This window comes from Bosea sp. (in: a-proteobacteria) (assembly GCF_023953965.1).
Classification (GTDB): Bacteria; Pseudomonadota; Alphaproteobacteria; order Rhizobiales; family Beijerinckiaceae; genus Allobosea.
This window is the reverse complement of sequence record NZ_JAMLIX010000001.1, coordinates 2,890,313-2,911,846: the sequence shown is the minus strand read 5'-3', so window position 1 is coordinate 2,911,846 and position 21,534 is coordinate 2,890,313. Positions and strand designations below refer to the sequence as shown.

Sequence of the window (21,534 nt, the reverse complement as noted above, 5' to 3'; positions counted from 1 at the left end):
TCAGGGTTTCTGGAAGGTGAGCGAGCGGGTGACGGTCTGGCCGCCCTGCCCTTCGGTGATGACCTGGCCCGTCTCGATCACGTCGACGAGCAGTTGTTCGGTAGCGATCGCGCCGAGCGTGACATCGAACTGGGCCCTGCCCTCCGGTGTCTGCTGGATCATTTCCGGAGCGCGGGTGGCCTCGCCGACATCTCGGACGACGAAGGGCGCCATCCAGACAGAGGCCTCGCCGCTGTGCAGGCCTAAGGCCAGGAGCGTGGTGTAATTCAGCGGGCGCGGAGCATAGACGTGTACCCGAAACAGAAGCTCTACGCCGCGGTGCTTCGACAGAACGACGCGGTCCTCGCCGCCTATCGTTCGGTCCTCGTAGCACTCGCCGTCAATCTCGCCGGTGTCGCGATCCGTGAGGAACTGGATCATGACATAGGGGCCAGCTGGTCGAGGCCCGCCTTGGTTGTCCCGGATGATGTCGGTGAGCTTCTCGCGGCTCGGCGTGATCAGCGAGGCGTTGTCGTCGACACGCTTAAGGTAGCTCCGGAGGGACCGGTACGCTTCGTCCTCGATCATGTCGGATGAGCCTCGCGATCGCCCTGTAGAAGCCTGCCTCGGTGCGCTGCTGGACGCGAACGACCCTATAAGCCTCGCCGCGGGCGTTGATGACCTCGTCGGCGCCCTGCTGGTCGTCCTCGTCCGAGGTGTTGAGCGGCGAGCGCGACCAGATCGTCACCCAAGCCTCGGTGCGCTGGCCTTCCGGCACGTCGCGCATGTCGTTTGCCGAAGGCGCCTGCACCACGGCGCGGATCGGGGTTTCGACCGGCTCCCCCGTGATCCATTCGCCATCGACCCATGCGCCGGCGGGAAAAGTGCGGAGCGTGTGCGGCGTGGCCGCCATGTCGACCGCGAGCCCGGCCAGTCCGAACAGGCTCACTTGTCGACCTCCCAGGTCACGCTCTGCCGCATCCGGCCGGTGTCGATCAGGGTCCGGGAAGAACCTTTCTGCCTGATCGTCGACGGCGCGTTCGGCGGCGGGGTGTTCGCGGCGATCTGGTCCTGGATCATTCCGGTCCCGAGCGCACCGAGCTTCGGCATTTGCGTCGCGATCGGCGTCCCCTTCTGGACGGTGCCCTCGGCGATCTTGCGCAGGGCCGCCCGGATCTGCCGGCGGTTCTTGAACATGGCGATGGTGATGAAGGGGCGAGCCGGAATACCGCGCGACGTGCCGAAGTGGTTCCAGACCGCGATCGAGACCACGTCAGCGCCGGCTTTGCCTTTCGGGAAGCCGACTTTGACCGCCTTCGGCCCCTGAACGCCCTTCTCGATCTTGGCGAGGTGGTTGGCCAGGTTGCCGCGCCGGTGCAGCGTCACCTTCGTCCGGATAGTGACCATGGATCACACCAGGGCGATGGCGGGCTGGTTGCGGCGAAGAAGCTGAAGGTAGCGCTGGCCGTAGGGCGTCGAGGCATAGCCCGAAGCTGAACCGCCGCCGCCCGAACCGCTTCCGGCGCCGCCGAGCTTCACCATCGCGTCGCCGACCTTGGCCTCGGAGACCTGGCCGGCGGCGATCATGCCGCCTGCGGCGCCAAGGCCATCGAACAGCACGCCATCGGCGGCCATGATATGGGCAGCGAGGTAGAGGATAGCCGGTTGATAGTCCGCCTCGATCCACGACTGGTCGACGGAAGCCGAAGCCTCATCAATCGCAGCCGAGATCGTGGGATTGCCGACGCCAGAAAAGGTCGGGAACTTCACCCGGAACTGATCGACCGTCGGCGTGGTGTAGGGCATCAGTCGGCCTTCGCCTTCTTGCCCGAGACGGTCTTGCCGTCCGGGCCAGTGACCTTGAAGCCCTGGCCGGCGAGAGCGAGGGCCTGCTCCTCGCTGATCGGCAGCGCCTTCGAGAGACCGGTGTCGATCGGCTCGCGCAGGTAGTCCGGGTCGCCGCGCTTGCCGATCTCAGCGAAGCGCGGCTCCTTGCCGGCGTTGGTCACAGTGTAGAGCGGAGGATGAGGCATGGCTCAGCTCTTCGTCACGAAGGTAGCCTTCTCCTCGTCGGAGAGGGCATTGAACGCCTCGGCATCGTCCTTCTTCATGCCGTCGGAGACGCGATCGTCGCCCTTCATGACATACCAGACGCCGCCGCCGGCATGCTTGGCTTCCAGCTTGTCGGTCGGTTCGACGACGGGGTCTTCCTTGCCCTCGCCGTCGAACTCGAACCATCCGGTGCCGCGAGCGATCTTCTCCTCGGCCTTGGAAAGCTCGACCTCCACCGACTGCTTCGGATCGATCAGGACCGGGCCCGACGTGGTGTTCACGCCGCGCGGGCCATCGCACTTATTGGTGATCTGCATTGTCGATCCTCTTCAGATGCCGTCGAGGTAACGGACGGCCTTGGGGCGACGGATGTCGACGCCGCCGATGCGGAAGATGCCCGGGACGTCGAACTTGATCGGCCCGGTCTGGAAGGCCGGCAGGAAGCGGAACGGCATGGGGACGTGCATCTTCAGCACCTCCGGGGAGCGCCGATACGCGACCATGCGCTTGGTGCCGCCCGAGCCGGCCGTGTCGAGGTAGCCGAACAGGCCGCGGATGAGCAGCGGCTGGCCGGTCAGGCGGGTGTAGATGTTGTTCCGCTCGATCCACTCCAGGATGGTGGTCTGGTTGACCGCGTCGATGCGACGGGTCGAGAGGTCGAGCAGCACCGAATACGGGAGCAGGATGGTGTCGACCATCTCCGCGCCGAGCGTGCCGGTGAAGGTCCCGGTGATCTGGCCGTTGATGTCGCGCAGGACCTGATCCGGGGTCTTGCTCACGAAGGTCGTGGCCGAGCCGGTGCCGTCGGCGGGCGCCGTGGTGGCGGTCGGGGTCGAGGCATTGACCAGACCGGTGAAGCCCTTCGTGCTGTCGCCCACGAAGGCGACCGCATCGATCTTCTCCTCCGCGATGCGACGGGCCAGCGTGGCCTTATCGGCGCTGAGGTTCATGTTGTAGAGCTGGGCGGTGCCGAGCTCTTCCAGCGTGTACCCGTAGCCGATCGCGGCCATCGAGACGCCGGTCTCGAACTTCTCGCGGGTCAGCTCGACCTTCGGCACGTCGTTGGCGTTGCCGTGGAACCAGTCGGCCTTGCCGACGCCGTCCATCGAGAAGTAGGTGACGGACTGAATCCAGTCCGGCGCCGAGGTGTCGACCGGAACCAGCGTGGGATACTGGATTTCCTGGTAGCGCATCGCGTAGACGACCGGCTCGATGAGCGTCGCCTGACGAACGAGGAAGCTGAGCGCGACGCCCTGGGCATCATGCGTGAGAGGCATGTTCATGGTGGCGCTCCTTACGGCGTGTTGAGCCGCAGCGCGGCGAGACCGGCACCTGCGGTGCTGGTATCCCACTGGGCGCCGGCGATGAGGGTGTTCGAGGTCAAGGTCTTCGACAGCACGCCAGTGGCCGGCGTGTAGTAGACGGGATCGCCGACTGCGACGGCCTCGGAAGCCTGCACGACGATCACGCCCTTCTTCATCAGGGCGACGTTGTCGTACTGCTCGTACTTGCCGGTGGGCCGGAAGCTGTCGAGCACCGCGATGCCGACGAACTTCACGGTCGCTTCGGAATCGACGACCTGGTTGTCAGCCGTGCCCTGCACGCCAACCTTGCCGAAGCCGATGCCCTCCACGTCCTCCGCGATGCGGGTGACGATCGTGGCGTCCTCCATGTTGAGGACCATGCCCTCCACCCAGCGGGCGTGGACGGCGGCGTAAGTGGTCTGAACTGCGGGCATCAGGCGGCTCCCTTAACCGGGGTCTTCCAGGCATCCTGGAGACCGGTGACCATGGCGGCGTGAGCCGTGGCGACGGGCTGGTGATCCACGGTGGTGCGCGGGCCGGCCGAGATGCTGCGGGTCAGGCCGTCGACCGGCTTGAACTCGTCGATCAGGATGTCGAAGGCCGCATCCACATAGGCGGCGGACTTGTCCTTGATCGCACCCTCGCCACGCTTGGCGACGACGACGGCGCGGCGGATGTCCGCGTCGGTCTTGCCGTCGGTGACGACGTCCGGCGCGATGGCCTTGGCCTTGGCGATCAGATCGCCGCGGGCTTGGACCAGCGCGTCGAGCGCAGCGCCATCGACGATCTTGCCCTTCAGGGCATCGATCTCGGCGTCGCGCTTGGCGAGGTCGGCGTCCTTGGCCGCGATCGCGGCGGCGTGGTCGCGGACCAGCGTGTCGTTCGCCGTCTTCGCATCGGAGATGCGCCCGAGCAGCGTGGTGATCACGGTGGCGCCCTGATCGGTCACTTCGATCGGGATGCCATCGACGGTAACCGTCTTCAGGGTCATGTGAGGGTCCTTCACAGGAGGGATCGCCGCCCAGGAATCTCCGATGCGGCATTGAGGGCCGGCGCGGCCGGCGGCGACGATCGCGAGGTGATTGCCTCGGATGTTGGTCTGGCGGGCGTCATAGGCCTCGCCTTCGGGCGTGGTGCCCGCGGTCCAGTCGAGGTCGCAGGCGTAGCCCATGGAGAGCTCGACCTTGCCGGCCTCGACATCGTCGATCGCGGCCTGGTCCATGACGACCATGGGGACGCGGACGAAGGTGCCATCTCGGGCGATCTCGTCGCCGGTCATGCCGACGCTGTGGGTCTTCCAGTTGCGGGCGCTGACCGCCTCGGGCGGATGGTCGTTCGTGACCGGGCGATGGGCGAAGGACCGCAGCGCGTCGGTATGGAAGACCTCGGACTCGGGCCGGAATACCTTGACCGTCGCCATATCGGGCTTGCCCACCTCGCGGCCCAGATAGGTCTGGATGCCGGTGCGGGCGACCCGGGCATTCGCCGCAAGGTAGCCGTCCCCGGTCCGGCGCGAGCCGTCCAGGGTGATCTTGTCGGTGAAGAGCATGGATGCCTCTCGGGCGGATCTCAGAGGGGCGGACGGATGACAAACCCGCCCGTAATCCCTCGTCGGCAGGGGCCTGCGTTGCGACCTTTCCCCGGTTGTCGAACGGGAGGTTCGCTCAGCGCCCCTGCGCGTCTCAGAACTCGATGACCGCGCGCGCAGTGCAGCGGCAATTGATCGGCTGGCCGGGATGCCCGTCGCTGGGCGGGCTCGACCACTTGAACGTCTTGCCCTCGCGATCCCAGTGGGATGGACGGGCGTTCGGATACCTGCCCTCGGGGTTGCCGCGGACGCGCTCGTCGAGCGAGGTCGACCAGATATATTCCGTGACGCCCATAGCGGTCTGGCGAATCCGGTTCAGGTCGCCGTTGAAGCTGGCGGCCTGATCGCGGGCGATGAGTTTGGCGCGCCGGCGGGCGATGCCGAACTCGGCGGTGATGATCTTTTCGAGCTCGCGGTTGTTCAGGCCGCGGGTCAGCGCATCGAGGAGCTTGGCCGAGAGCCGGCGCGCAACGTCCTGAGACAGCCCCCGCACCAGCGAGACGTTGCGCAGCACCGCCGCGTCGATGGTGTTGCCGATGCCTTCCGCCTGGATGAGGGCGCCAAGGTCTATCCCGATCGCCGAGCGCAGCCCCTCATTGAACCGGCGCTTGTTCCGTTCTTCCTCGGTTTCGAAGGCGTCGCGCCACTCGGAACGCAGGCCCTCGACGAAGCCGTCGCCGAAATCGCGCAGCGCCCGCATTGCGCGCTCGAACCAGTTCAGGTCGTCGCGCATCATCTGGTTCTTGGCCGAGATCGAGGCCGGCAGCACGTCTTGCGCCACCTGCCCCGCCATCCGCCTCAGCAGCAGGTTCGTCGGCGCCAGGAGCGCCATCTCGAAAGCCACCGTTGCGGAGATCGACCGCAGGACGACCCGCTTGCGCTTGGTAGTCCGCGCCTCGCGCATCCACCCCTGGATGTTCATGGTCAGCTCTCGCGAACCTTGCTGGTCCAGTCGTCGTCGAGTTCGGCGAAGACCTCGGGCCCGAAGACCAGCTTGCCGCGATAGGGCTCGACCTTCTCCAGATCGACCGCGCCCGCATCGTAGGTGATCGTGACGTGAGGCTGATACTCGGGCCAATCCCACGACGCGCCAGCTTCGCGGATCGCCATGTGCCGCCACGCCAATTCCGAGGAGTTGAACAGGAGGACGATGGCGCCCTTGTCACCGAGCGGCTCGACCAGGCGAGCGCCGCCCGGAACGACGGCGAGCTTGCCATCCGGGCCCGACGTCCAGTTCTCGCCGACCTTCATCCAGTCGACCGCCTCGCGCGAGAACGCGACGGTGACGTGGAGATCGCCGGCGTCGAGCGTGGTTTCGAAGCCCTGCCCCTTCGCCCAGTCGATGAACTCGTCGGCGTTGAGCAGCTTGCGGCTGACGTAGAGCGTGCGCGGCTTGGCGTCATTCGCCTGCTGGCGCTGCTGCTCTTCGTTGAGGCGCGCGGCCTCCTCGTCGGCGTCCTCGGGCTCGTCGCCAAACTCTTCGAGGGCCGCCTCAAGGCCCGGCAGTGAGCCATCCTCGATCAGCATGTTCTGGACGCCCTTGGCGAGCGCCTCATCCGGCATCAAGCCGACGTCGCTCAGGTCCTTCACCGCCTTCGCCTTCGCGGCGAAGATTTCGGCCTTCTCCTTGTCCGAGGGCTGATAGAGCGGGCGCCAAGTGTACCAGACGTCATCGGGCTCAGCGCCGAGGGCGTGGCGGACCAGCGCGCGATCCAGACGCGACAGGCACGGCGTCAGCTCGACCTTCTGTTTCGCGGCGACGTGGTCGTAATAGTTGCGGAGGTCGCTCTCGCCGGTGGAGTTCATCCCCTTCGGCGACTGCCCTAGCATTCGAGTGACGGGGACGTCAGCGGCGCCCGACACGATCTGCAGAAAGAGGTTTGCGACGTCCGGCAAGCCGGTGAACGACAACTGCTTCTGCTGCCAAACCTCGCCGGACGGGCTTTTGCCGTCGCCTTCCAGCAGAAGCATGCCGTGCATGCTCTTCATCATGCTGGCGTAGGCGAAACGCTCGGTCAGCCGGCTGGTGGTCGCTGCCGTCGCGAGATGTTGCGACAGCCCAGGCACCGAGATGATGTCCTGCTTCGCCTCAGGCAACATGGCCGCGATGTAGCTCGCCGCGCTCGTCGCCTGGTCGACGGCGTCCATGATCGCCTGAAGGATGCTGTCCGACCACACCGATTCCGTGCGGACGGTCACATCGTCGGGCAGAGGTGCGCCGAGGAAGCGCACGACGCGCGAAGGATGAAGCTTCAGGGCTTCGCCGTTCGCCGAGCGGAGCTCGTAGTCTCGGGGCTCCCCAAAATAGGGCGACAGCGGATCGCGGTTTAACTCGCCAGCGACGATCTCATGCAGCGAGAAGACGTGCAGATACTTGATGCCACCGCGGTTGATCGCATCGATCCGCAACTCGGTGGATGGGTCGCTCGCTCCGTCGCCTATGACGATGCATCCGCCGCCGTAGAGCCGGCCGCGGGTCAGCGCCGCCTTGACCTTCGTGAAATAGCCGAGATCCTTCTCCGCCTTCTCGATCGCGGTGATCTGGTCGTTCTCGCCCTGCCACTGCCGCCCCTCACGGAGCATATCGAACGGGACGATGTCGATCGCCTTGCGCGCGATCCAATTGTCCCGATAGGCAGCGTCGAGCTCGGCCTTGGAGCGGACGACGACAACGTGAGCGCCGCCGGTGCCCTTGTCCTTGCTCGTGCCCATGCCGGTCACGAGGTTTACGAGGCGGTCGAACATCCACATCGATCAGACCACCCCGAGCATTCCGTACACACTGGAGCCGGTCAGCCGCCCGAAAGCTCCGGAACTGGCGTCGACCTGATCCTTGAATGAGCCGCCTGGGAACATGCAGAGCTCGTCGAGGTAGGCGTCGTTCCACTCGCCTCGAACGATCGAGACGTTGCCCGCCTCGCACTGAGCGGCGAACGGCTCAGCTCGGGTCACCTTGTCGCCCGTTTCCGGTTCGGCATGAGCGCGAAACCCGGCGAGCATGGCGATCATGTCTTTGCTTTGGACCTTGCCGGCCTGGCCGGGGTCCTGAGGCAAGCTGATCTGCACATCCAAGCCGTCGGTCTCTGCCGTCTGCTTGATGAGCTTGCGGACCTCATTGCCCTCGGACTGTGTCGTGACGACATGCCCGACGACGAAAGAGCCATCAGGCGTGCGGCCAATCTTCACGCCAGCGGTCCGCGCGCTGGTTGAGCGCGTCGATGCCGCCAAATCCCAGTGCCTGACCCAACGGGTGCCGCTCGGCGCCGCTCCAATCGTCTTGTCGACGAACCAGGAGCGCTTGAACATTCCGCCTTCACGCGGCACCGGGCGCTGCTGGAACTGGCCGGCGACCGCATACGACCCCATCGGGATCTTGTCGCGCTCGACGACCTCACGAGGGAAGCGCTCTGGAAACAGAAGCTCGCCGTCCTCCTGTCGGGGGTCGACGAAACCGATCGACGTTCGGCACCGGCGCTCCGGCTCGAACTCCATCGGCAGCATCAGGTGCTCGTACCCGAGCTCCTTCGACAGGATGACGCCAGACACGTCCCGCTCATGAAGCCGCTGCATCACGACGACAATCGCCGAATGCTTCGGGCTGTTGAGACGCGTCGGCACCGATTCCAGGAACGAGGTGATTACGCTTTCGCGCTCCGCCTCTGAATTCGCGCCATCGACCGAGTGAGGGTCATCGATGACAACGCGGTCGCCGCGCGATCCGGTCAGACTGCGGAACGCCATGGCATCGCGAAAGCCGGTCGCCATGTTCTCGAACTTCGTCTTGGCGTTCTGGTCGCCGGTGAGACGGACCCGATCGCCCCAGATCGACTGATACCACTCGCTTTGAACGAGACGCCTGGCCTTCAGATTGTCCCTGATGGCGAGCGGGATCGAATGCGACGTGGCGACGATACGGGTGTGCGGCCGGTTCTTTGGCCCCCACTCCCAGCATGGCCAGAAAACGCCGACTGCCAGGCTCTTCATCGTGCCGGGCGGCACGTTGATCAGGAGGCGATTGATCTGACCCGCGGTCACTGCCTCGAGATGCTCGGCAATCGCATCGATATGCCAGCCGTGGGTATAGGGCTGGCCGGGTTCGATCACATGCCAGGCACGCCGGATGAAACCGGCGAGGCTTTCCTCGCATTCGAGCCGGTCAAGCTCCCGAAGGAGGCTCGCCGGGTCCGCCAGCAAGTGCTGAAGCGATGCCCCGGAGCTGATCGCGCTGTCCTTGGTCGAGCTTTGCAAGCGCAGTCCGGACATCTGATTTCGTGGCCGGCTCGTCGTCGCCGGGCTCATCGAGGTTGAATGCCTGCCGCTCCAGCGGGATCAGGTTCTTCAAGGTCTGCGACAACTCGCGGAGCGTCGCGGCGCGGCTCGGCAGGCTGACCGCCTTCAGCATGGCGTTTCGCCGGTTGCTGTTCTGATCGTCGCCTGTCTCTTCCTCGATCGCCTCTTCGATCTCGTCGAGGCGGTCACAACCGCGCTGCAGTTCCGCCATCAGCGTCTCTGCGATGCGGTTGGCGCGGCCGAGCGAAGACTGATGCTGCCTGACCAACTCGACGCCACGATCCGCGGCGGTATCCACTGCCTCTCGCGCGTTGCCACTGGAAACCGATGTGGAAACCAGACGGTTGGAAACCTCCTGCCGGACTTTCGCGGCGAGGTTCTTGGTCCACCCTTCCAACTTCGCCCGCTTGTTGATCGCGGCGTGACTGAGGCCGTGCTGGCGGGCGATCTCACGAACGGACAGCTGACCCGCGCGGAACTCGCGCTCGATGGCTTCCCAATCTGTCTGCTTGGACATGATCTCGATCTGGATATGAGAAAGCCCGACCTCTCGGCCGGGCTCCTGTTACCCTTGGCGCTGGTACATCCGCAGTCGCCGGGCAAAGCTTCGCATGGTCCCGCCAGAGTGGCGGCGTGGGGTCCGTGAGATCGAGCCGCGCGAGGTGGCGATCACACTACCGAACAAACCATGAATCGCTATGTCTCATGCAGCGAAGCGGTCGTCAACACCCTTCCGGGTTTTCTTCACCAGCTCGATCTGGCGGACGTCGAATTCCGCTTTCGTCTCTCGGCCGAATATGTCGATGAGGACGCCAGCAGTTTCCAGCCCGAGGATGTCGACGACGGTCGCCTGGAAACTGGCGAACGGGCCGTCGATGATCCTGACCCTATCGCCGGGATCGATGCTGAGCCTCTTGATCGGTTCGGGTGCTGGGACTGGATGGGCGACCGTCCCCTGATAGGCAGCGATCTTCTCAAGGACGGCGCGGGGCACCGCGCACCAGCCCTGACTGTTGCGGACGACGGACACGACGCCGTCGATCTCCCGAATGTCCTCGATCGGTCGCCCGTCGATGGTGATCCCAGTTTTCCCGTCGGGCCCGACGACAGTGAGGCGCTGAGCGAGCTTCGGCAGCCCCGACGCGAAGAGGTAGCGCGGGAACGTCGAGATCAGGTTCTTGATCTCTGGCTTGTTCTTGCGGCGAATGATGCGCTCGAAGTGAGGCCAGAACACCTGGCACTCCGCTGCAAGCAACCCTTCGGCCGCCTTCGCCTCGCCGCGCGGTGTAGTCCAGACCAGATACCACGGCTTCGGCTTCTCCGTCGTGCCGAAGTCGAGATCAGTCGGCGCCGGCTGCAGCGTCTCGATGATCTCGATCTCGGGGATCGGACGCGGGCGTTTCTTCTTGCGGGCCATCAGGCGGCATCCCGTTTCATCATCTTCCCGAGGGCTTCGTCAGAGAGGCGGAACTTGCCGCTCTTGCTCTCATCAGCGAGGCGGGTTTTCTCGCGGGCTTCCCAGCCGTTGTAGTCGTCGATCGGATTCACCGGGTCGATTTCGAGCGGCTCCTTGCCGTCGGCGATCTGCTTCCAGTCGAAGCGGTTGCGGCGGCAGTTCTCGGCATGTTGCTGGCGGCGAGCGATAGCCTCGGGGCTGTCGTCGATCACGTCACCCGGCGCCGGGAGCGCCAGCGGCTTGGGGGGCGCGATCAAATCCTCGCAATAGCGGCAGCCGCGTGAGAGCTCGGCGGTTGTCGGCAGAAACTTGCCGTTGAACCAGTCGAATTCGCCGCGGATGAAGCGATAGACAGCCTTCTGGATCGCGATGAGCGAATAACCCTCAACCGCCAGCAGGTATGTGGCGGCGCCGCCGATGCCGTTGCCGCGATCAGCGGGGAACGCCTCGAACAGCGCACGGAGGGCCGTGGTCGCCTCAGCCCGCGAGGCGGGGGTAGTTTGGTGCTGGGACATCGGAGAACCTCCTTTCGATTTCATCCAGGCCGTCGATCAGGGATCGGTTGTTGCGGGGCGGCATTGGCGGCGGCCGGGCTGCTGTCGGATGCTGGTCCTGCCAGCGTTCCCGCTTCAGCCAGCGGTGCAGGGCCGGCGCGAATTTCGGGTCTTCAACCGCATCGGTGAGGCTGCGGATGCCGTCGATGAGTTCCGACCAGGGCAGCCGATCGCGGCGGTGCAGGTCGGCGAGCGCTGTCATGCCGGCCTGCTTCTCGGTCTTCCGAGGGAAGAGGTCCCAGACCTGCTTGGCGAAGTCCTCGGGCCAAACGTGGCGCCGCGCGCTCTCACACCGAAGAACCGAAGGTTCTGAGGATAGGGGGTAGTTTTCTTTAGGGGTCTGGGGGGCTTTCTTTTGTAGGGGGAGCTCGTCCGCGATGTCACGATCGGTCACGCTCTGTCCGTCGGGGTCACGCGGTGTCACAGTGACATTGCGTGACGCGCGGGATTTCCGCTGGCGCTCCGCGTCCTTTGCGCGCTTCTCCGCGCGGCGCGCATCCTCCGCGGCCTCGTGCGCTTCCACGACTGCCGCGATCTGCATCGCTGTGCAGCCAGCGGCTGCCATCGCTGAGACTGTCGCGGCTAGGCTCATCACGCCACCATCATCGAGACGAGATCGCCCGCCGTGCCGGTGTCCTCGGCCAAGGTCAGGTTGCGGACGGCCTGCCGGAAGTAGGCTTCCTTGAGCTCAGTCCCCACGAACCGACGACCATGCTTGATGGCGACGAAGCCTTCCGACCCGATGCCCATGAATGGCGAGTAGACGAGATCGTCGCGGTTGCTCCACAGGTGGACAGCGCGCTCGATCACGTCGAGTTGCAATGGGCACAGGTGGCGCTCGTCCTTGTCGTCGCGTGCAACCGCAACGTTCAAGACGTTGGTCTGATCTACGGTCATCCAGACCGGCGACGCCGCCTCTTGCCACCAGGACACCGGATAGAAGCCGGGATCGTGCTGCACGGGATCTGGCGTCTTGCCGTCGCTCTCTTTGCGGAAGACGAGCAGATAGTCGGGCATGCCGACGCGGACGCGGCTGCCATCGGTGCGCAGCGTCTTATAAAGCAGACCGTGAGCCTTTGTCCGCGTCATCTCCACAACCGGACATTTCCAGATTGTGACGCGGGAGTGGTAGGTCCAGCCCTCTTGTTCGTGCACCTGGCGGATGAGCGCCGGCAGGTCGAAGAGACCGATCACGCCGTCGCGGGACTTGCTTAGCGGCAGGTCGGAGCAATGGACTGCGCTGATGCGGCCCGGCTTGGTCGCGCGGAGCAGATCCCGCACGAGGAAGCGATAGCGCTCCGCGAACTCGTCATGGTCCGCGACGTTGCCCATGTCGCGCTCGCTCTCGCTGTAGACGTAGAGCTGCGAGAACGGAGGCGAGTAGACGGACAGGCCGATGCTGTCGGCCGGCATCGTCGCGGTGAATTCCACCGTGTCGCAATGATACGCGCAGAACCTATCGCCAATATGCTGATCAATTACGTTTGTCGACATGGCGGATAGCTCCTAAAACCGTGAAATCGTGCGATGCCAAATGGCAAGGACGGCACAAAAACTTGATGTTTCCCGGCTCATTGTTGAGCGGGTTGCAGTCGACGTGATGCCGCTCGCCCTTCTCGGCACCACACGCCTCGCAAGAACGATTGGGGAAATGTCGCAATGCCCTGCTTCGACCGGACTTTCGAGATGCCTGATCGCCCTTCCAGTTCGGATGGGCCTCTCCGAATCGGCTGCGTTTAGCGATGTGGTCGGCCGATTGCTTCGTCCCAACTCGGGACTTCTGACCACATTCCTGAGAGCAAAACTTGCGAGGTCGGCATGGCGACGAATATGCGGAGAACGTTGCGCCGCATCGAGCACATGTGCCGGTGAAATTATGGGGTAAGTCGCGATATTTCATGCGCTCACCCATGCCGGCAGCGAGGCCAGCTTCTGCGGTTGATAGGAATGGAGGCGGATGTCGGCGCGATGCGCGCGGGCCATGGCCGCGGTCATCTCCCGCTTCATGGCGTCGTGGTCACCGGCCTTGCGGGACACCACGTCCCAGATGGCAGCTTCGGTGTCGGCAAAGACGACATGGCACTCGACGGGCCGGGTCTGGCGGAAGCGCCAATGACGGCGGACGGCCTGATAGAACGCCTCGTAGGAGAAGCTCATGCCGGCGAAGACAGTGCGGGCGCAGTGCTGCCAGTTGAGGCCGAAACCGGCGATGCTCGCCTTCGTAACCAGAACGCGCAGATCTCCGGACGTGAAGGCCGTGAGGCGATCTTCCTTCTGATCGGGAGTCATTGACCCGCGGACTTCCACGGCCTCAGGGATCGCGGCCATGATGGCGTCGGCGTCGTAGTCGGTTTCGACCCAGACGGTGACCGGCTCATTCGGCTCGGCGGCGACGATGCCGGCCACCATCTCGGCGCGAGCCTGGCAGGTCAGGCGCTTCTCGGTATGAACCGACGTCGCTGACAGGTCGGGCATGCGGAATAGATGGGCCTGCCCATCCTTTTCCTCTCCGCGACCAGCGAGGCGGTCAGCGGCCACCAAATGGCGGTGCATCCGAAGGTCCGGCATCTCGAAGCCGTCATCGGAAAAGCCGAGGTCAGACGGCCGAGAGACGCATCGCGACCACGACGCGACCCAATCCCAGAACGGGCGAACGGCATGGCCTTTTAGGCGCCACGTGCCGGTATCCATGCTGTCATGGATGAACCAGCGCATGAGCATCTGATCGCGGGTCATGACGCCGAGGAAGTCAGCATGCGTGCCAAGCTCGGCGTGATCGTTCGGCGCCGGGGTCGCGGTACAGGCGAGCCGGTAGGGCGTGCGCTTGAATACTTCAATGAGGCGCTTCGTCGTCTGCCCTGAGAAGCTTTTCAGGATGGAGCTTTCGTCCAGGATGATGCCGGCGAACTCGGAAGCGTCGAAGAGGTGCAGTCGCTCGTAATTTGTGATGACGATGCGCGACGCCTGCGGGCCACCGTCGCGAGAGACAATCGCGTCGATCCCGATTTCGTCGGCCTCGGCCTTGTGCTGACGGGTCACGCCCAGCGGGGCGAGCATCAGCACCGGGCGATTGGTGCGAGCGACAACCTCCTGCCCCCACGCCAGAGCGGCGCGCGTCTTGCCGAGGCCGGTATCGAGGAACATCGCGGACGATCCCGCGCGCAGGGCAAATTCAACCGCGGCGCGCTGATGCGGGAAAAGCGACGGCGGCAGATCAAACTCGCCATCGAACCCCACCGGAACGAACGCTCCACGCGAAGCCGAAATGATGTCGTGATAGATCGCAAGGCTCACGCCACGGCCCTCCGCTCTTCATCGCGAGCGCGAGCAAGGGCGTTCGCAGCAGCGGCTGGGGTGCAGTCGAGATTCGAGGCGATGGCGTGGGTGTCCAAGCCGGAGCGGAACATCCGAAGGACGCGGGCTTGATCAATCTCGCCGAGGGCCGAAGCCAATGGCGGGTTGGTCAGAAAATGCGCGCCGCGCGTTCGGGAGAGGTTCGGAATGGCGCTCACCGGCGGCGCCCCATCTTCGTTAATTTGAAGAAGCCGTGCTTCTTGTCGAAGCTGTCGGTCCGGCGCGGGGCGGCGCTCAGCCCATTGCAATGGGCACAGTAGGGCTTCCCCTCCTCGACCGCGTTGCCGCAGAACAGCTTCTCGGAGAACGGGACGTCATCCTTCCAGAGCGGCCAGCGGCAATGCCGCGTCTGCAGGTCGGCGAAGGAGATACGGGAGGCGACATAGGTGTCACCCGGCTCGATCGTCTTGGGAGGCTCCTGGCGGATCTTCGCGATCGGCACGAAGACGGCGCGCATCTGGCGCTGGCTTTTCTCGCGCTCGATCTTTCCCGCGCTTCGGGCGCGGAAGATGATGCCGGCAATCGTGTTGCGGCCGACATCGAGATCAGCGGCGATCTGGCCATAGGTCTTGCCGGCGTTGAAAGCCGCCACGACCGCGTCGCGCTGATCGGGCGTGATCTTCCGCGTGCCCTCAGGGCGATGAGCGCGGGCAACGGCGACCGGCACCAGCTTGCCGTCGGTCGACCGCCCCCAAGTGATGGAGCCGGGATGGAAGTTCATGCCTGCTCTCCGAATGAGGGATGATTGCCGCCACCGGTGCGGCGCAGGAATGCGGGGATCTCGATGTCGATCTCGCCGCGTTCGGTCTTGGGAGCCGACGGCTGCACGGCGCGAGCGGCGATGGCATTCGCGGCAGCGAGGCCCTTGATCGGCTCATCCGCCACCGGCGAGGGATCAGTAGGCGCTGAACCACCCTCCCCCTCGCCGGTCAGTGTGACGAATTCGGCACCTTGCGCCTGGGCGGTGACGACCTCACTCTCGGTGGCGCTGGCAGGTGCCGCTTCTTCCGGATTTGCACCGGCCGCCCCTTCGCTCTGGGCTGCGGTCAAAGGTCCGAGGGAGGTATTCGAAACTGGTGCGCCGGCTCTCACGGCGCTTCCGGTACCTGCCCCGGATGGCTGACCAATGCCCGTCTCGGGCTCCTGAACGGCTTGCCCCGTCACCGCATTCCCCGCCTTGGAGGGGATTGCCGGCTCGCCTTGGGCGCTATGGGGCTGCGCGCTCGCGCCGCGATCTACATGAGCTTCCTCCTGCGTTACCGGGGCATGCTCCCGGCTGGGGTTCTGACCGCGCCCCTCGCGTGCGGGCACATGCACGTACGTGCGAGGGGCGTTGTCGAAGGTCGAGACGTACAGGTCGACGATGGCGGCGCGCTCCTGCGCCTTCGGCGTGTCGGCCTTCGCGCGGCCGCGAATTTCACGGATGGCGACGCCGATCGCAGCCTTGTCGAAGCCGTGACCATTCGCCTCGCGGTAGATTTCCTTGATGTCAGCTTTGCGCTCGTCGATGTCGTCGAGAACCGACATGATGCGCTGCATGGTCTGAACGAGCAGGCCGTCGCTCATGACACGCTCCTGAGCTCGACGGCGGCGCGCAGGCGTGAGCCGGTGCCTTGCGCGGCGTTGATCTCGACGATCGCATCCGCGTATCGGGCGAAAATCCGCTTGATCTCGTTCGGGCTGAAATTGCCGTCCTTCGCCGCCTCGCCGACTTCAACGGTCGCCTCGCCGAGCACCTTCAGGATGCGGCCGTGAGCCTCCATCATGCAGTCGCTGATTTCTGCCTGAGCGCCCGTAACGACACGGCAGCCGGACCGCTCGGCCATCACGGTGGTGACGATCGGCTGACCGCACGCGGCCTCAAGCATCAGGACGATGCGGAGCGGCGGCAGATGATCGTTCCCCGGCGAAATGTCGCCGTAACGATGGATGGACGTGTCGGATATGCCGCAGATTGCTCCAGCGGCTTCATTCGTACCGATCGCTTTCACGAGGCTCTGGAAGGCGATCTTGATGCGGTAGTGCCATTCGTCGAAGGTCATTTGAGATCCCCGGTGGGATGGACGGCTCATTTCTCACGGTGCCGAGCGCACCAGTTCCTGCGACTGCTCACGCACAGTGGCGTTGCAGGAGTTGCGTTCGGTGGAGTGGGAGTTGATCGGAGTAGCGGGTCGCCGGCTGATGCAGAGGCTGGCGGCCCGTGTCGGCCCGAGAGCCGCAGCGAACGACAACGTCGAAGCCCAGCTCGATCTGTTCAGTCGCGCCGAGGATGAGCTCGCGAGGATCGCCGCTGGGCGCCGACCGAACCGACGGAAGCGGCGGCGCAAGGTCCAGGTCCCCGCAAAGCCGGCAGAGGTAGCGCGGAAGCGACCCGCCGCTGACGACCGCAGCCATCGGCTCCCCGCAGCGACGACAGAGCGTCATGTCGAGTGAGTGGGTCATGCCGCGTCCGCCTGCTCAAAGAAATCGTTGGCGGTGACCTGCCCTTGCGTAGCGGCCTTGATCTTGGCCACCGCCTCAGGACGTGGGACACGATCCCCTCGCGCCCACTTGCCGACGGCGAAAGTGGAAGCGCCTATCGCCTTGGCGAACTCGGCATGGGTCAGCTTCTGGGCTGTGAGGTAGGTCGCGAGCTTCATGAAAATGGAAAGTGCCCATATTGGGCTCCAATGTCAAGTCAGAAGTGCCCAACTTGTGCGCTCGAAATTGTGCCCGTATTGGGTAATTTGCCGCGATGGCCAATAACCTTCGCGCAATTCGAAACGCTTTGGGTCTTACGCAGCCCACTTTGGCGGAGCGTATGGGAACGACGAAGAACCAGCTAATCAAACTGGAAGCTGGTGACCGACGCCTGACTCAGGACTGGATCGAGAAAGCCGCGAACGCCACCGGCGTCGCCGTAGAGCTATTTGTGAAGGAGGGTTTCGAGCCAGTGATGCTGAGCGCCACGCCGGCCGCGACGCATCGTGTCCCTCTCACCGATCGCCCGCAGCGCGGCGGTCAGCCGGATCTTGCAGTCCGCGGTATCGCCATGGGGGGCAGCGAAGGCGAAGGCGATTTCCAGCTGAATGGCAACGCGCTCGACTACATTCCCAGGCCTGCGGGCCTGATCGGCCGCCCGAACGCCTTTGCAGTCATCCTGCGCAACACGAGCATGGAGCCGGTCTACAAGCACGGCTGGCCGATATTCGTAGACCCAGACGGACGAAAGCCTGTCGAAGGTGAAGACGTGCTGCTTGAGCTCTTTGGGGACGATCCCGACGATCGGGACAATGGACCAGCCTTCATTAAAACCCTGGTCAGGCAGCGCGGCGGCCAGATCATCGTCTCGCAATACAATCCGGCCAAGGAACTCAATTTCGACGCCAGTCGAAAAAAGAACCTCTACCGGGTGATCCCCTACCCTGAGGCAATGGGCCTGGCGGTTTGATTCCTTGAGCGCGCCGGCCTCGCAGGAAAACTATGTCGACGTCTATGTCGATGAGAGCAGCCAGACCAAGCACAGGTTCTTGGCGCTGGGAGCCATGGTCGTGCCATCCCGACATGCCGACTTGTTTCGCGAATTGATCGCAGAGGCGCGTTGGCCAGAGTTGCCTCACGGAGAAATGGCCTGGACTAAAGTCAGCCGGTCCAAACTGCCTGCTTATCGTCGATCAGTTGAGGCGTTTTTCGCCCCAGCCCCAGAGCTAAATGGTATCCAGTTTCATTCGATCATCATCGACACTAGCAAAATCCGAGATAGCTCTTTCAACGGAGGATCGCGGGAAATTGGATTTAACAAAGAGATTTACCAGCTCCTACTCAAGGTATTCCGCTTGAACAGCTCTAAGCTGATGAACGTTTATCTTGACAGCAGGAACACGCCGATACCTCTGACCGAACTGAAGTCCGTATTGAACAACGGCGCCAGGCGATATAGGCGAGACGCCGACTGGCCGTTTAGACGCGTTCATTTCAAAGAGTCTCACACCTGCAACTGCCTTCAGATTGTTGATATCCTGCTTGGCTCAGTGGCCTTCCACGTCAACGGTCATAGGCAAAAAGAGGGTGCGTCTCCGCACAAATCCGAACTCTCGGATCACATTCTTCGACTCGCACGGGTGCGAGATGCGATGCGAGACACAGCTATGGCCGGCAGATTCACAATCTGGCACCGGCAGTTGCGTTGATAGCGGGGTCCTCCGAGCCTAGACGGTTGAGCCGCCGGCCGCCTTGAGCGGGGCCATTGCCATAGGCAGTGGATTCGGCCGCGGAGGAGTAAAATCACGGTATCACGGCAGGCTCTAATATCAATGGGCTGAACCTTGCGGTTCTGACAGTTCTGGCGTGATGAAACTCTCGCAGCAATAGCCCAATTCCGCCTCGATCGCGCTGATTTTTGTTTCCGCCGGCGGCGCGAGGATGCGGCTGTTCGGACCGCCTGCGGTGCCGCACATGGGCATCACGCTTGCTTCCGGATACAGACCCGTGCTCGCGAATTCGAACGACAAATCCGGGAAGGCCTTTGCTAGCCTCTCCCTGATGCGATCCTTGAACTCGACGAACGCCGTCTCTCGCCCGAGCGGCGGGAAAACGACGATCTGTTTCGTTTCCGGCAGGCCGTGGTGCCAAGGCTTCATCACTCACCTCGCTTGATTGGATAGACGCTGACATTCTTTCCGAGGCCGCCCCGGGCCCGGCAGACCATACAGTGCAGTTTGTCGTGCAGTCCGATCAGGCTGTAGACGCCATTGGCAACATGCTGCCGGATCTCGGCCGGCTGCATCCGCTTGCCGCGCCCGCAGTCGTCGCACCGCATGTCGATCGCACGAAACAGCGATAATTCCGGCCGCCAAGGCCCCTCTTCTGCCCATAGGCTCATACCCAACACCGCCCTGTTTGTTCTTAGTATGTTCTCATGGATTCCAGAGCGGCTTCCAGGAGTCCAGCGGGCCACTGACGCCTCCTGACACCCAATGGCAGTGGGGCCTAGTTACCAACAGGTCAGAAGGTGCCCAGATAGGGCTTCTTAAAAAGTGCCCATAATGGGCTTGACACAAGTGCCCGACTTGGGCACTTTCTCTCCATCAACGGAGAGAGACACATGTCGCCTTCCATCGCAGAAGTCCCCGTCGACGCGATCACCAAACGGCTGGAGATGGCCGCGCGGCGCATCGCTGACGGCATCCTCGAAGCTCTCGGGCCGGATCGTTCGGCCGGCTACGAGATCACGCCCCTCGAAGGCCCCGGCATCGGATCTTACGAGCGAGCCCAGCACTGCCAATCCGAGATCTTCCGCATCCAGCAGGAGGATCGCCGGGCCACCTTCGCAAAGTGCCTCGCCTCGCTCGACCGATCCCTCGCCGGCATCGCCGCGTCGGACGACATCACGCGCCACCTGCGTTCCGAGGCCGCGTGATGAACCCGGTCATTCTCGAAAGCTTCAACACCTGGATCGGCTGGGCTCAGAGCGATCTTCGCTGCCTGCCGACCGCCGATGAAGCGCCGAAGTCTCGCTCCCTGCTGCTGAGCACGGCGCGGCATTCGGTCCGCCACGCGCTCGTCGCTGCCAACAAGCTTGGGTGCGCAGCACGCAAGGCGCTCTGCCTGCGCGTCCTCAACTGGATAGCTGCTGACCTTCGGAGGCTGCCGGCATGACCCGCGTCCTTCACATCCCCGCCCGCTCCCGCGAGATCGCTCTCAAGGTCGCCTATGCGGTCGAAGCCGGCCGGGTGCCGTGCCTTGGCGACTATCTCGACGAGGACCGCGCGAAGCGTTCCGCAGAAGCGCTGACGGTTCTGCACCACGACCGCCATCAGGCGTTTTGCATCGTCCTCGAAACCCGCGCGGTGGATGACGGCCGTATTCCGGTTGCCCGCATCATCGACGGCATCGGCAGCCTTGCCGCCGCTCTCATGATCGTCGTCGGCGGATCGTACCTCACCGGCTGGGGGAGCATCCTCTGATGGATCGCTGCACCTTCTGGATGGTCTACGGGTTGCATCAGAGCGCTCCGACTGTCCGCCACAAGAGCGAAGACAGCGCCTTGAACGAAGCCGAGCGTCTGGCCCGGCTTCACCCCAGCATCACGTTCTTCGTGCTGGAGGCCACGCACCGAGTCCGCAAGCGGGACGTGCTCGTCGAGGCGCTCGGCGCCCGTTGCTACGCGCCGTCTCGCGAGGACGATGACGGGATTCCGTTCTGATGACCCGCTCCACAGCCCGCCACATCCTCGCAACATTCGCCGCATGGCGCGAACGCAGGCGCGCCGCGAAGGCAGCGGCCGCCCTCGCCCGGCGCATCGCCGCCGCTAACCCGGAGATCGTGAGCCTTCAAGCAAAGATCGCCGAGCACGCCCGTCGCCATCGGAAGGTCGAGCCCTTGCGCGGCCAGCTCCGCCAACTCGTCAACGCCCAGCTCGCCAAAGAGCAGGGCCGCTCTCTCCCCGAAAGGATCGCGTCATGAATGCGCATAGCGATGTCGCGAAGGTCCAGCGCGAGATCGAGGCCGCCAAGGTGCTGCGCGAGCAGATCGCTGACCTCGCCCAGGGCGACGAGGATTTCATCCGCGACACGCTGGAGGGGGAGCTCGATTTCGAGGGCATCGTGCGGACGCTGCTCGCCGAGATCGGTGAAGACGAGGCGCTGGCCGACGGCATCGACAGGTACGCTGATGATCTCGCCGCTCGCAAACAGCGCTTGACGGTACGCGCCAAGCTCAAGCGCTCCCTGATCTGCACGGCGCTCGAAATCGCCGGCCGCAAGACTATGGAGCTCGACGTCGGCACCGTCACCCTCTCGGCCGTGAAGCCGAAGGCCATCGTCACTGAAGAGGCCGACATCCCGGCCGAGTTCTTCAAGCCGCAGCCGCCGAAGCTGGACCAGACCGCGCTTTCCGCCGCGCTTCGCGATGGCCGCGAGGTCAAGGGCGCCACGCTGTCGAACGGCGGCTCCACGATCCGCATTCTGAGGAAGTGAC

The 21,534-nt window shown here is 64.2% G+C and carries 32 protein-coding genes; 8 read left to right on the top strand and 24 right to left on the bottom strand.

What is annotated here, in order from left to right; genetic code table 11:
• The 22 genes from M9917_RS13705 to M9917_RS13600 form a co-directional block, all read right to left on the bottom strand.
• Positions 1–567: a phage neck terminator protein gene (locus M9917_RS13705; RefSeq protein WP_297254425.1), complete on the bottom strand. Its 567-nt coding sequence runs from the start codon at positions 565–567 to the stop codon at positions 1–3.
• Positions 524–928 (bottom strand): hypothetical protein, encoded by a 405-nt coding sequence (locus M9917_RS13700; RefSeq protein WP_297254424.1) that lies wholly within the window; start codon positions 926–928, stop codon positions 524–526. Before M9917_RS13700 ends, M9917_RS13705 begins: the two co-directional genes overlap by 44 nt.
• A complete protein-coding gene (locus M9917_RS13695) occupies positions 925–1,365 on the bottom strand; it encodes a hypothetical protein (protein ID WP_297254423.1) in 441 nt (146 codons plus the stop codon). The genes M9917_RS13700 and M9917_RS13695 overlap by 4 nt, the downstream gene beginning before the upstream one ends.
• Before the next feature lie 24 nt (positions 1,366–1,389).
• Positions 1,390–1,785, bottom strand: a complete 396-nt coding sequence (locus M9917_RS13690) for a DUF4054 domain-containing protein (protein ID WP_297254422.1) — start codon at positions 1,783–1,785, stop codon at positions 1,390–1,392.
• Entirely contained in the window at positions 1,785–2,012 is a 228-nt protein-coding gene (locus M9917_RS13685) for a hypothetical protein (protein ID WP_297254421.1), read from the bottom strand. The genes M9917_RS13690 and M9917_RS13685 overlap by 1 nt, the downstream gene beginning before the upstream one ends.
• A 3-nt stretch (positions 2,013–2,015) precedes the next feature.
• A complete protein-coding gene (locus M9917_RS13680) occupies positions 2,016–2,348 on the bottom strand; it encodes a hypothetical protein (protein ID WP_297254420.1) in 333 nt (110 codons plus the stop codon).
• 12 nt (positions 2,349–2,360) lie between these two features.
• Complete coding sequence (locus M9917_RS13675) at positions 2,361–3,314, bottom strand: DUF2184 domain-containing protein (protein WP_297254419.1); 954 nt, start codon at positions 3,312–3,314, stop codon at positions 2,361–2,363.
• Positions 3,315–3,325: 11 nt separating this feature from the next.
• A complete protein-coding gene (locus tag M9917_RS13670; RefSeq protein ID WP_297254418.1) occupies positions 3,326–3,769 on the bottom strand; it encodes a DUF2190 family protein in 444 nt (147 codons plus the stop codon).
• On the bottom strand, positions 3,769–4,884 hold the full coding sequence (locus M9917_RS13665) for a DUF2213 domain-containing protein (RefSeq protein WP_297254417.1): 1,116 nt from the start codon (positions 4,882–4,884) through the stop codon (positions 3,769–3,771). Before M9917_RS13665 ends, M9917_RS13670 begins: the two co-directional genes overlap by 1 nt.
• 133 nt (positions 4,885–5,017) lie before the next feature.
• A complete protein-coding gene (locus M9917_RS13660; protein WP_297254416.1) occupies positions 5,018–5,845 on the bottom strand; it encodes a phage head morphogenesis protein in 828 nt (275 codons plus the stop codon).
• Positions 5,846–5,847: 2 nt separating this feature from the next.
• Positions 5,848–7,668 carry a phage portal protein gene (locus M9917_RS13655; protein WP_297254415.1) on the bottom strand — a complete coding sequence of 607 codons (1,821 nt, stop codon included), beginning with the start codon at positions 7,666–7,668 and terminating at the stop codon, positions 5,848–5,850.
• A gap of 9 nt (positions 7,669–7,677) precedes the next feature.
• Entirely contained in the window at positions 7,678–9,186 is a 1,509-nt protein-coding gene (gene terL, locus M9917_RS13650; RefSeq protein WP_297254414.1) for a phage terminase large subunit, read from the bottom strand.
• The gene (locus tag M9917_RS13645) at positions 9,080–9,730 is read right to left on the bottom strand and encodes a hypothetical protein (RefSeq protein ID WP_297254413.1); all 651 of its coding nucleotides are present in this window, start codon (positions 9,728–9,730) and stop codon (positions 9,080–9,082) included. Before M9917_RS13645 ends, terL begins: the two co-directional genes overlap by 107 nt.
• Positions 9,731–9,916: 186 nt before the next feature.
• Positions 9,917–10,630: a transcription termination/antitermination protein NusG gene (gene nusG / locus M9917_RS13640; RefSeq protein WP_297254412.1), complete on the bottom strand. Its 714-nt coding sequence runs from the start codon at positions 10,628–10,630 to the stop codon at positions 9,917–9,919.
• On the bottom strand, positions 10,630–11,184 hold the full coding sequence (locus M9917_RS13635) for a hypothetical protein (protein ID WP_297254411.1): 555 nt from the start codon (positions 11,182–11,184) through the stop codon (positions 10,630–10,632). Before M9917_RS13635 ends, nusG begins: the two co-directional genes overlap by 1 nt.
• Positions 11,147–11,764, bottom strand: a complete 618-nt coding sequence (locus tag M9917_RS13630) for a hypothetical protein (protein ID WP_297254410.1) — start codon at positions 11,762–11,764, stop codon at positions 11,147–11,149. The genes M9917_RS13635 and M9917_RS13630 overlap by 38 nt, the downstream gene beginning before the upstream one ends.
• A gap of 50 nt (positions 11,765–11,814) precedes the next feature.
• Positions 11,815–12,717 carry a DNA-methyltransferase gene (locus M9917_RS13625; RefSeq protein ID WP_297254409.1) on the bottom strand — a complete coding sequence of 301 codons (903 nt, stop codon included), beginning with the start codon at positions 12,715–12,717 and terminating at the stop codon, positions 11,815–11,817.
• Positions 12,718–13,119: 402 nt separating this feature from the next.
• Complete coding sequence (locus M9917_RS13620) at positions 13,120–14,517, bottom strand: helicase-related protein (RefSeq protein WP_297254408.1); 1,398 nt, start codon at positions 14,515–14,517, stop codon at positions 13,120–13,122.
• Positions 14,518–14,731: 214 nt separating this feature from the next.
• The gene (locus tag M9917_RS13615) at positions 14,732–15,298 is read right to left on the bottom strand and encodes a GcrA family cell cycle regulator (protein WP_297254407.1); all 567 of its coding nucleotides are present in this window, start codon (positions 15,296–15,298) and stop codon (positions 14,732–14,734) included.
• Positions 15,295–16,143 carry a GapR family DNA-binding domain-containing protein gene (locus M9917_RS13610; protein ID WP_297254406.1) on the bottom strand — a complete coding sequence of 283 codons (849 nt, stop codon included), beginning with the start codon at positions 16,141–16,143 and terminating at the stop codon, positions 15,295–15,297. The genes M9917_RS13615 and M9917_RS13610 overlap by 4 nt, the downstream gene beginning before the upstream one ends.
• The gene (locus M9917_RS13605) at positions 16,140–16,619 is read right to left on the bottom strand and encodes a phage regulatory CII family protein (RefSeq protein WP_297254405.1); all 480 of its coding nucleotides are present in this window, start codon (positions 16,617–16,619) and stop codon (positions 16,140–16,142) included. The genes M9917_RS13610 and M9917_RS13605 overlap by 4 nt, the downstream gene beginning before the upstream one ends.
• Before the next feature lie 396 nt (positions 16,620–17,015).
• Complete coding sequence (locus M9917_RS13600) at positions 17,016–17,216, bottom strand: helix-turn-helix domain-containing protein (RefSeq protein WP_297254404.1); 201 nt, start codon at positions 17,214–17,216, stop codon at positions 17,016–17,018.
• Between the two features lie 95 nt (positions 17,217–17,311).
• On the opposite strand from M9917_RS13600, the gene M9917_RS13595 reads away from it, so the two are divergent.
• Together M9917_RS13595 and M9917_RS13590 are read left to right on the top strand one after the other, a co-directional pair.
• Positions 17,312–18,007 (top strand): LexA family transcriptional regulator, encoded by a 696-nt coding sequence (locus M9917_RS13595; RefSeq protein ID WP_297254403.1) that lies wholly within the window; start codon positions 17,312–17,314, stop codon positions 18,005–18,007.
• A 4-nt stretch (positions 18,008–18,011) separates the two neighbouring features.
• Positions 18,012–18,746, top strand: a complete 735-nt coding sequence (locus M9917_RS13590) for a DUF3800 domain-containing protein (protein ID WP_297254402.1) — start codon at positions 18,012–18,014, stop codon at positions 18,744–18,746.
• A 120-nt stretch (positions 18,747–18,866) separates the two neighbouring features.
• On the opposite strand, the gene M9917_RS13585 is transcribed toward M9917_RS13590, so the two are convergent.
• Together M9917_RS13585 and M9917_RS13580 are read right to left on the bottom strand one after the other, a co-directional pair.
• On the bottom strand, positions 18,867–19,196 hold the full coding sequence (locus M9917_RS13585; protein ID WP_297254401.1) for a hypothetical protein: 330 nt from the start codon (positions 19,194–19,196) through the stop codon (positions 18,867–18,869).
• Positions 19,196–19,513: a hypothetical protein gene (locus tag M9917_RS13580; protein WP_297254400.1), complete on the bottom strand. Its 318-nt coding sequence runs from the start codon at positions 19,511–19,513 to the stop codon at positions 19,196–19,198. The genes M9917_RS13585 and M9917_RS13580 overlap by 1 nt, the downstream gene beginning before the upstream one ends.
• Positions 19,514–19,660: 147 nt before the next feature.
• Here M9917_RS13580 and M9917_RS13575 point away from each other — a divergent pair, with 147 nt between their 5' ends.
• From M9917_RS13575 to M9917_RS13550, 6 genes are read left to right on the top strand one after another with little or no spacing between them, the layout of a single operon-like run.
• Entirely contained in the window at positions 19,661–19,975 is a 315-nt protein-coding gene (locus M9917_RS13575; RefSeq protein WP_297254399.1) for a hypothetical protein, read from the top strand.
• Positions 19,975–20,214, top strand: a complete 240-nt coding sequence (locus M9917_RS13570; RefSeq protein ID WP_297254398.1) for a hypothetical protein — start codon at positions 19,975–19,977, stop codon at positions 20,212–20,214. Before M9917_RS13575 ends, M9917_RS13570 begins: the two co-directional genes overlap by 1 nt.
• Positions 20,211–20,522, top strand: a complete 312-nt coding sequence (locus tag M9917_RS13565; RefSeq protein WP_297254397.1) for a hypothetical protein — start codon at positions 20,211–20,213, stop codon at positions 20,520–20,522. The genes M9917_RS13570 and M9917_RS13565 overlap by 4 nt, the downstream gene beginning before the upstream one ends.
• Positions 20,522–20,761 (top strand): hypothetical protein, encoded by a 240-nt coding sequence (locus M9917_RS13560; RefSeq protein WP_142112432.1) that lies wholly within the window; start codon positions 20,522–20,524, stop codon positions 20,759–20,761. Before M9917_RS13565 ends, M9917_RS13560 begins: the two co-directional genes overlap by 1 nt.
• Positions 20,761–21,021, top strand: a complete 261-nt coding sequence (locus tag M9917_RS13555) for a hypothetical protein (protein ID WP_297254396.1) — start codon at positions 20,761–20,763, stop codon at positions 21,019–21,021. The genes M9917_RS13560 and M9917_RS13555 overlap by 1 nt, the downstream gene beginning before the upstream one ends.
• Positions 21,018–21,533, top strand: coding sequence for a siphovirus Gp157 family protein (locus M9917_RS13550; RefSeq protein ID WP_297254395.1), 516 nt, complete (start codon positions 21,018–21,020; stop codon positions 21,531–21,533). The genes M9917_RS13555 and M9917_RS13550 overlap by 4 nt, the downstream gene beginning before the upstream one ends.
• The last annotated feature ends 1 nt before the right edge of the window (position 21,534 follow it).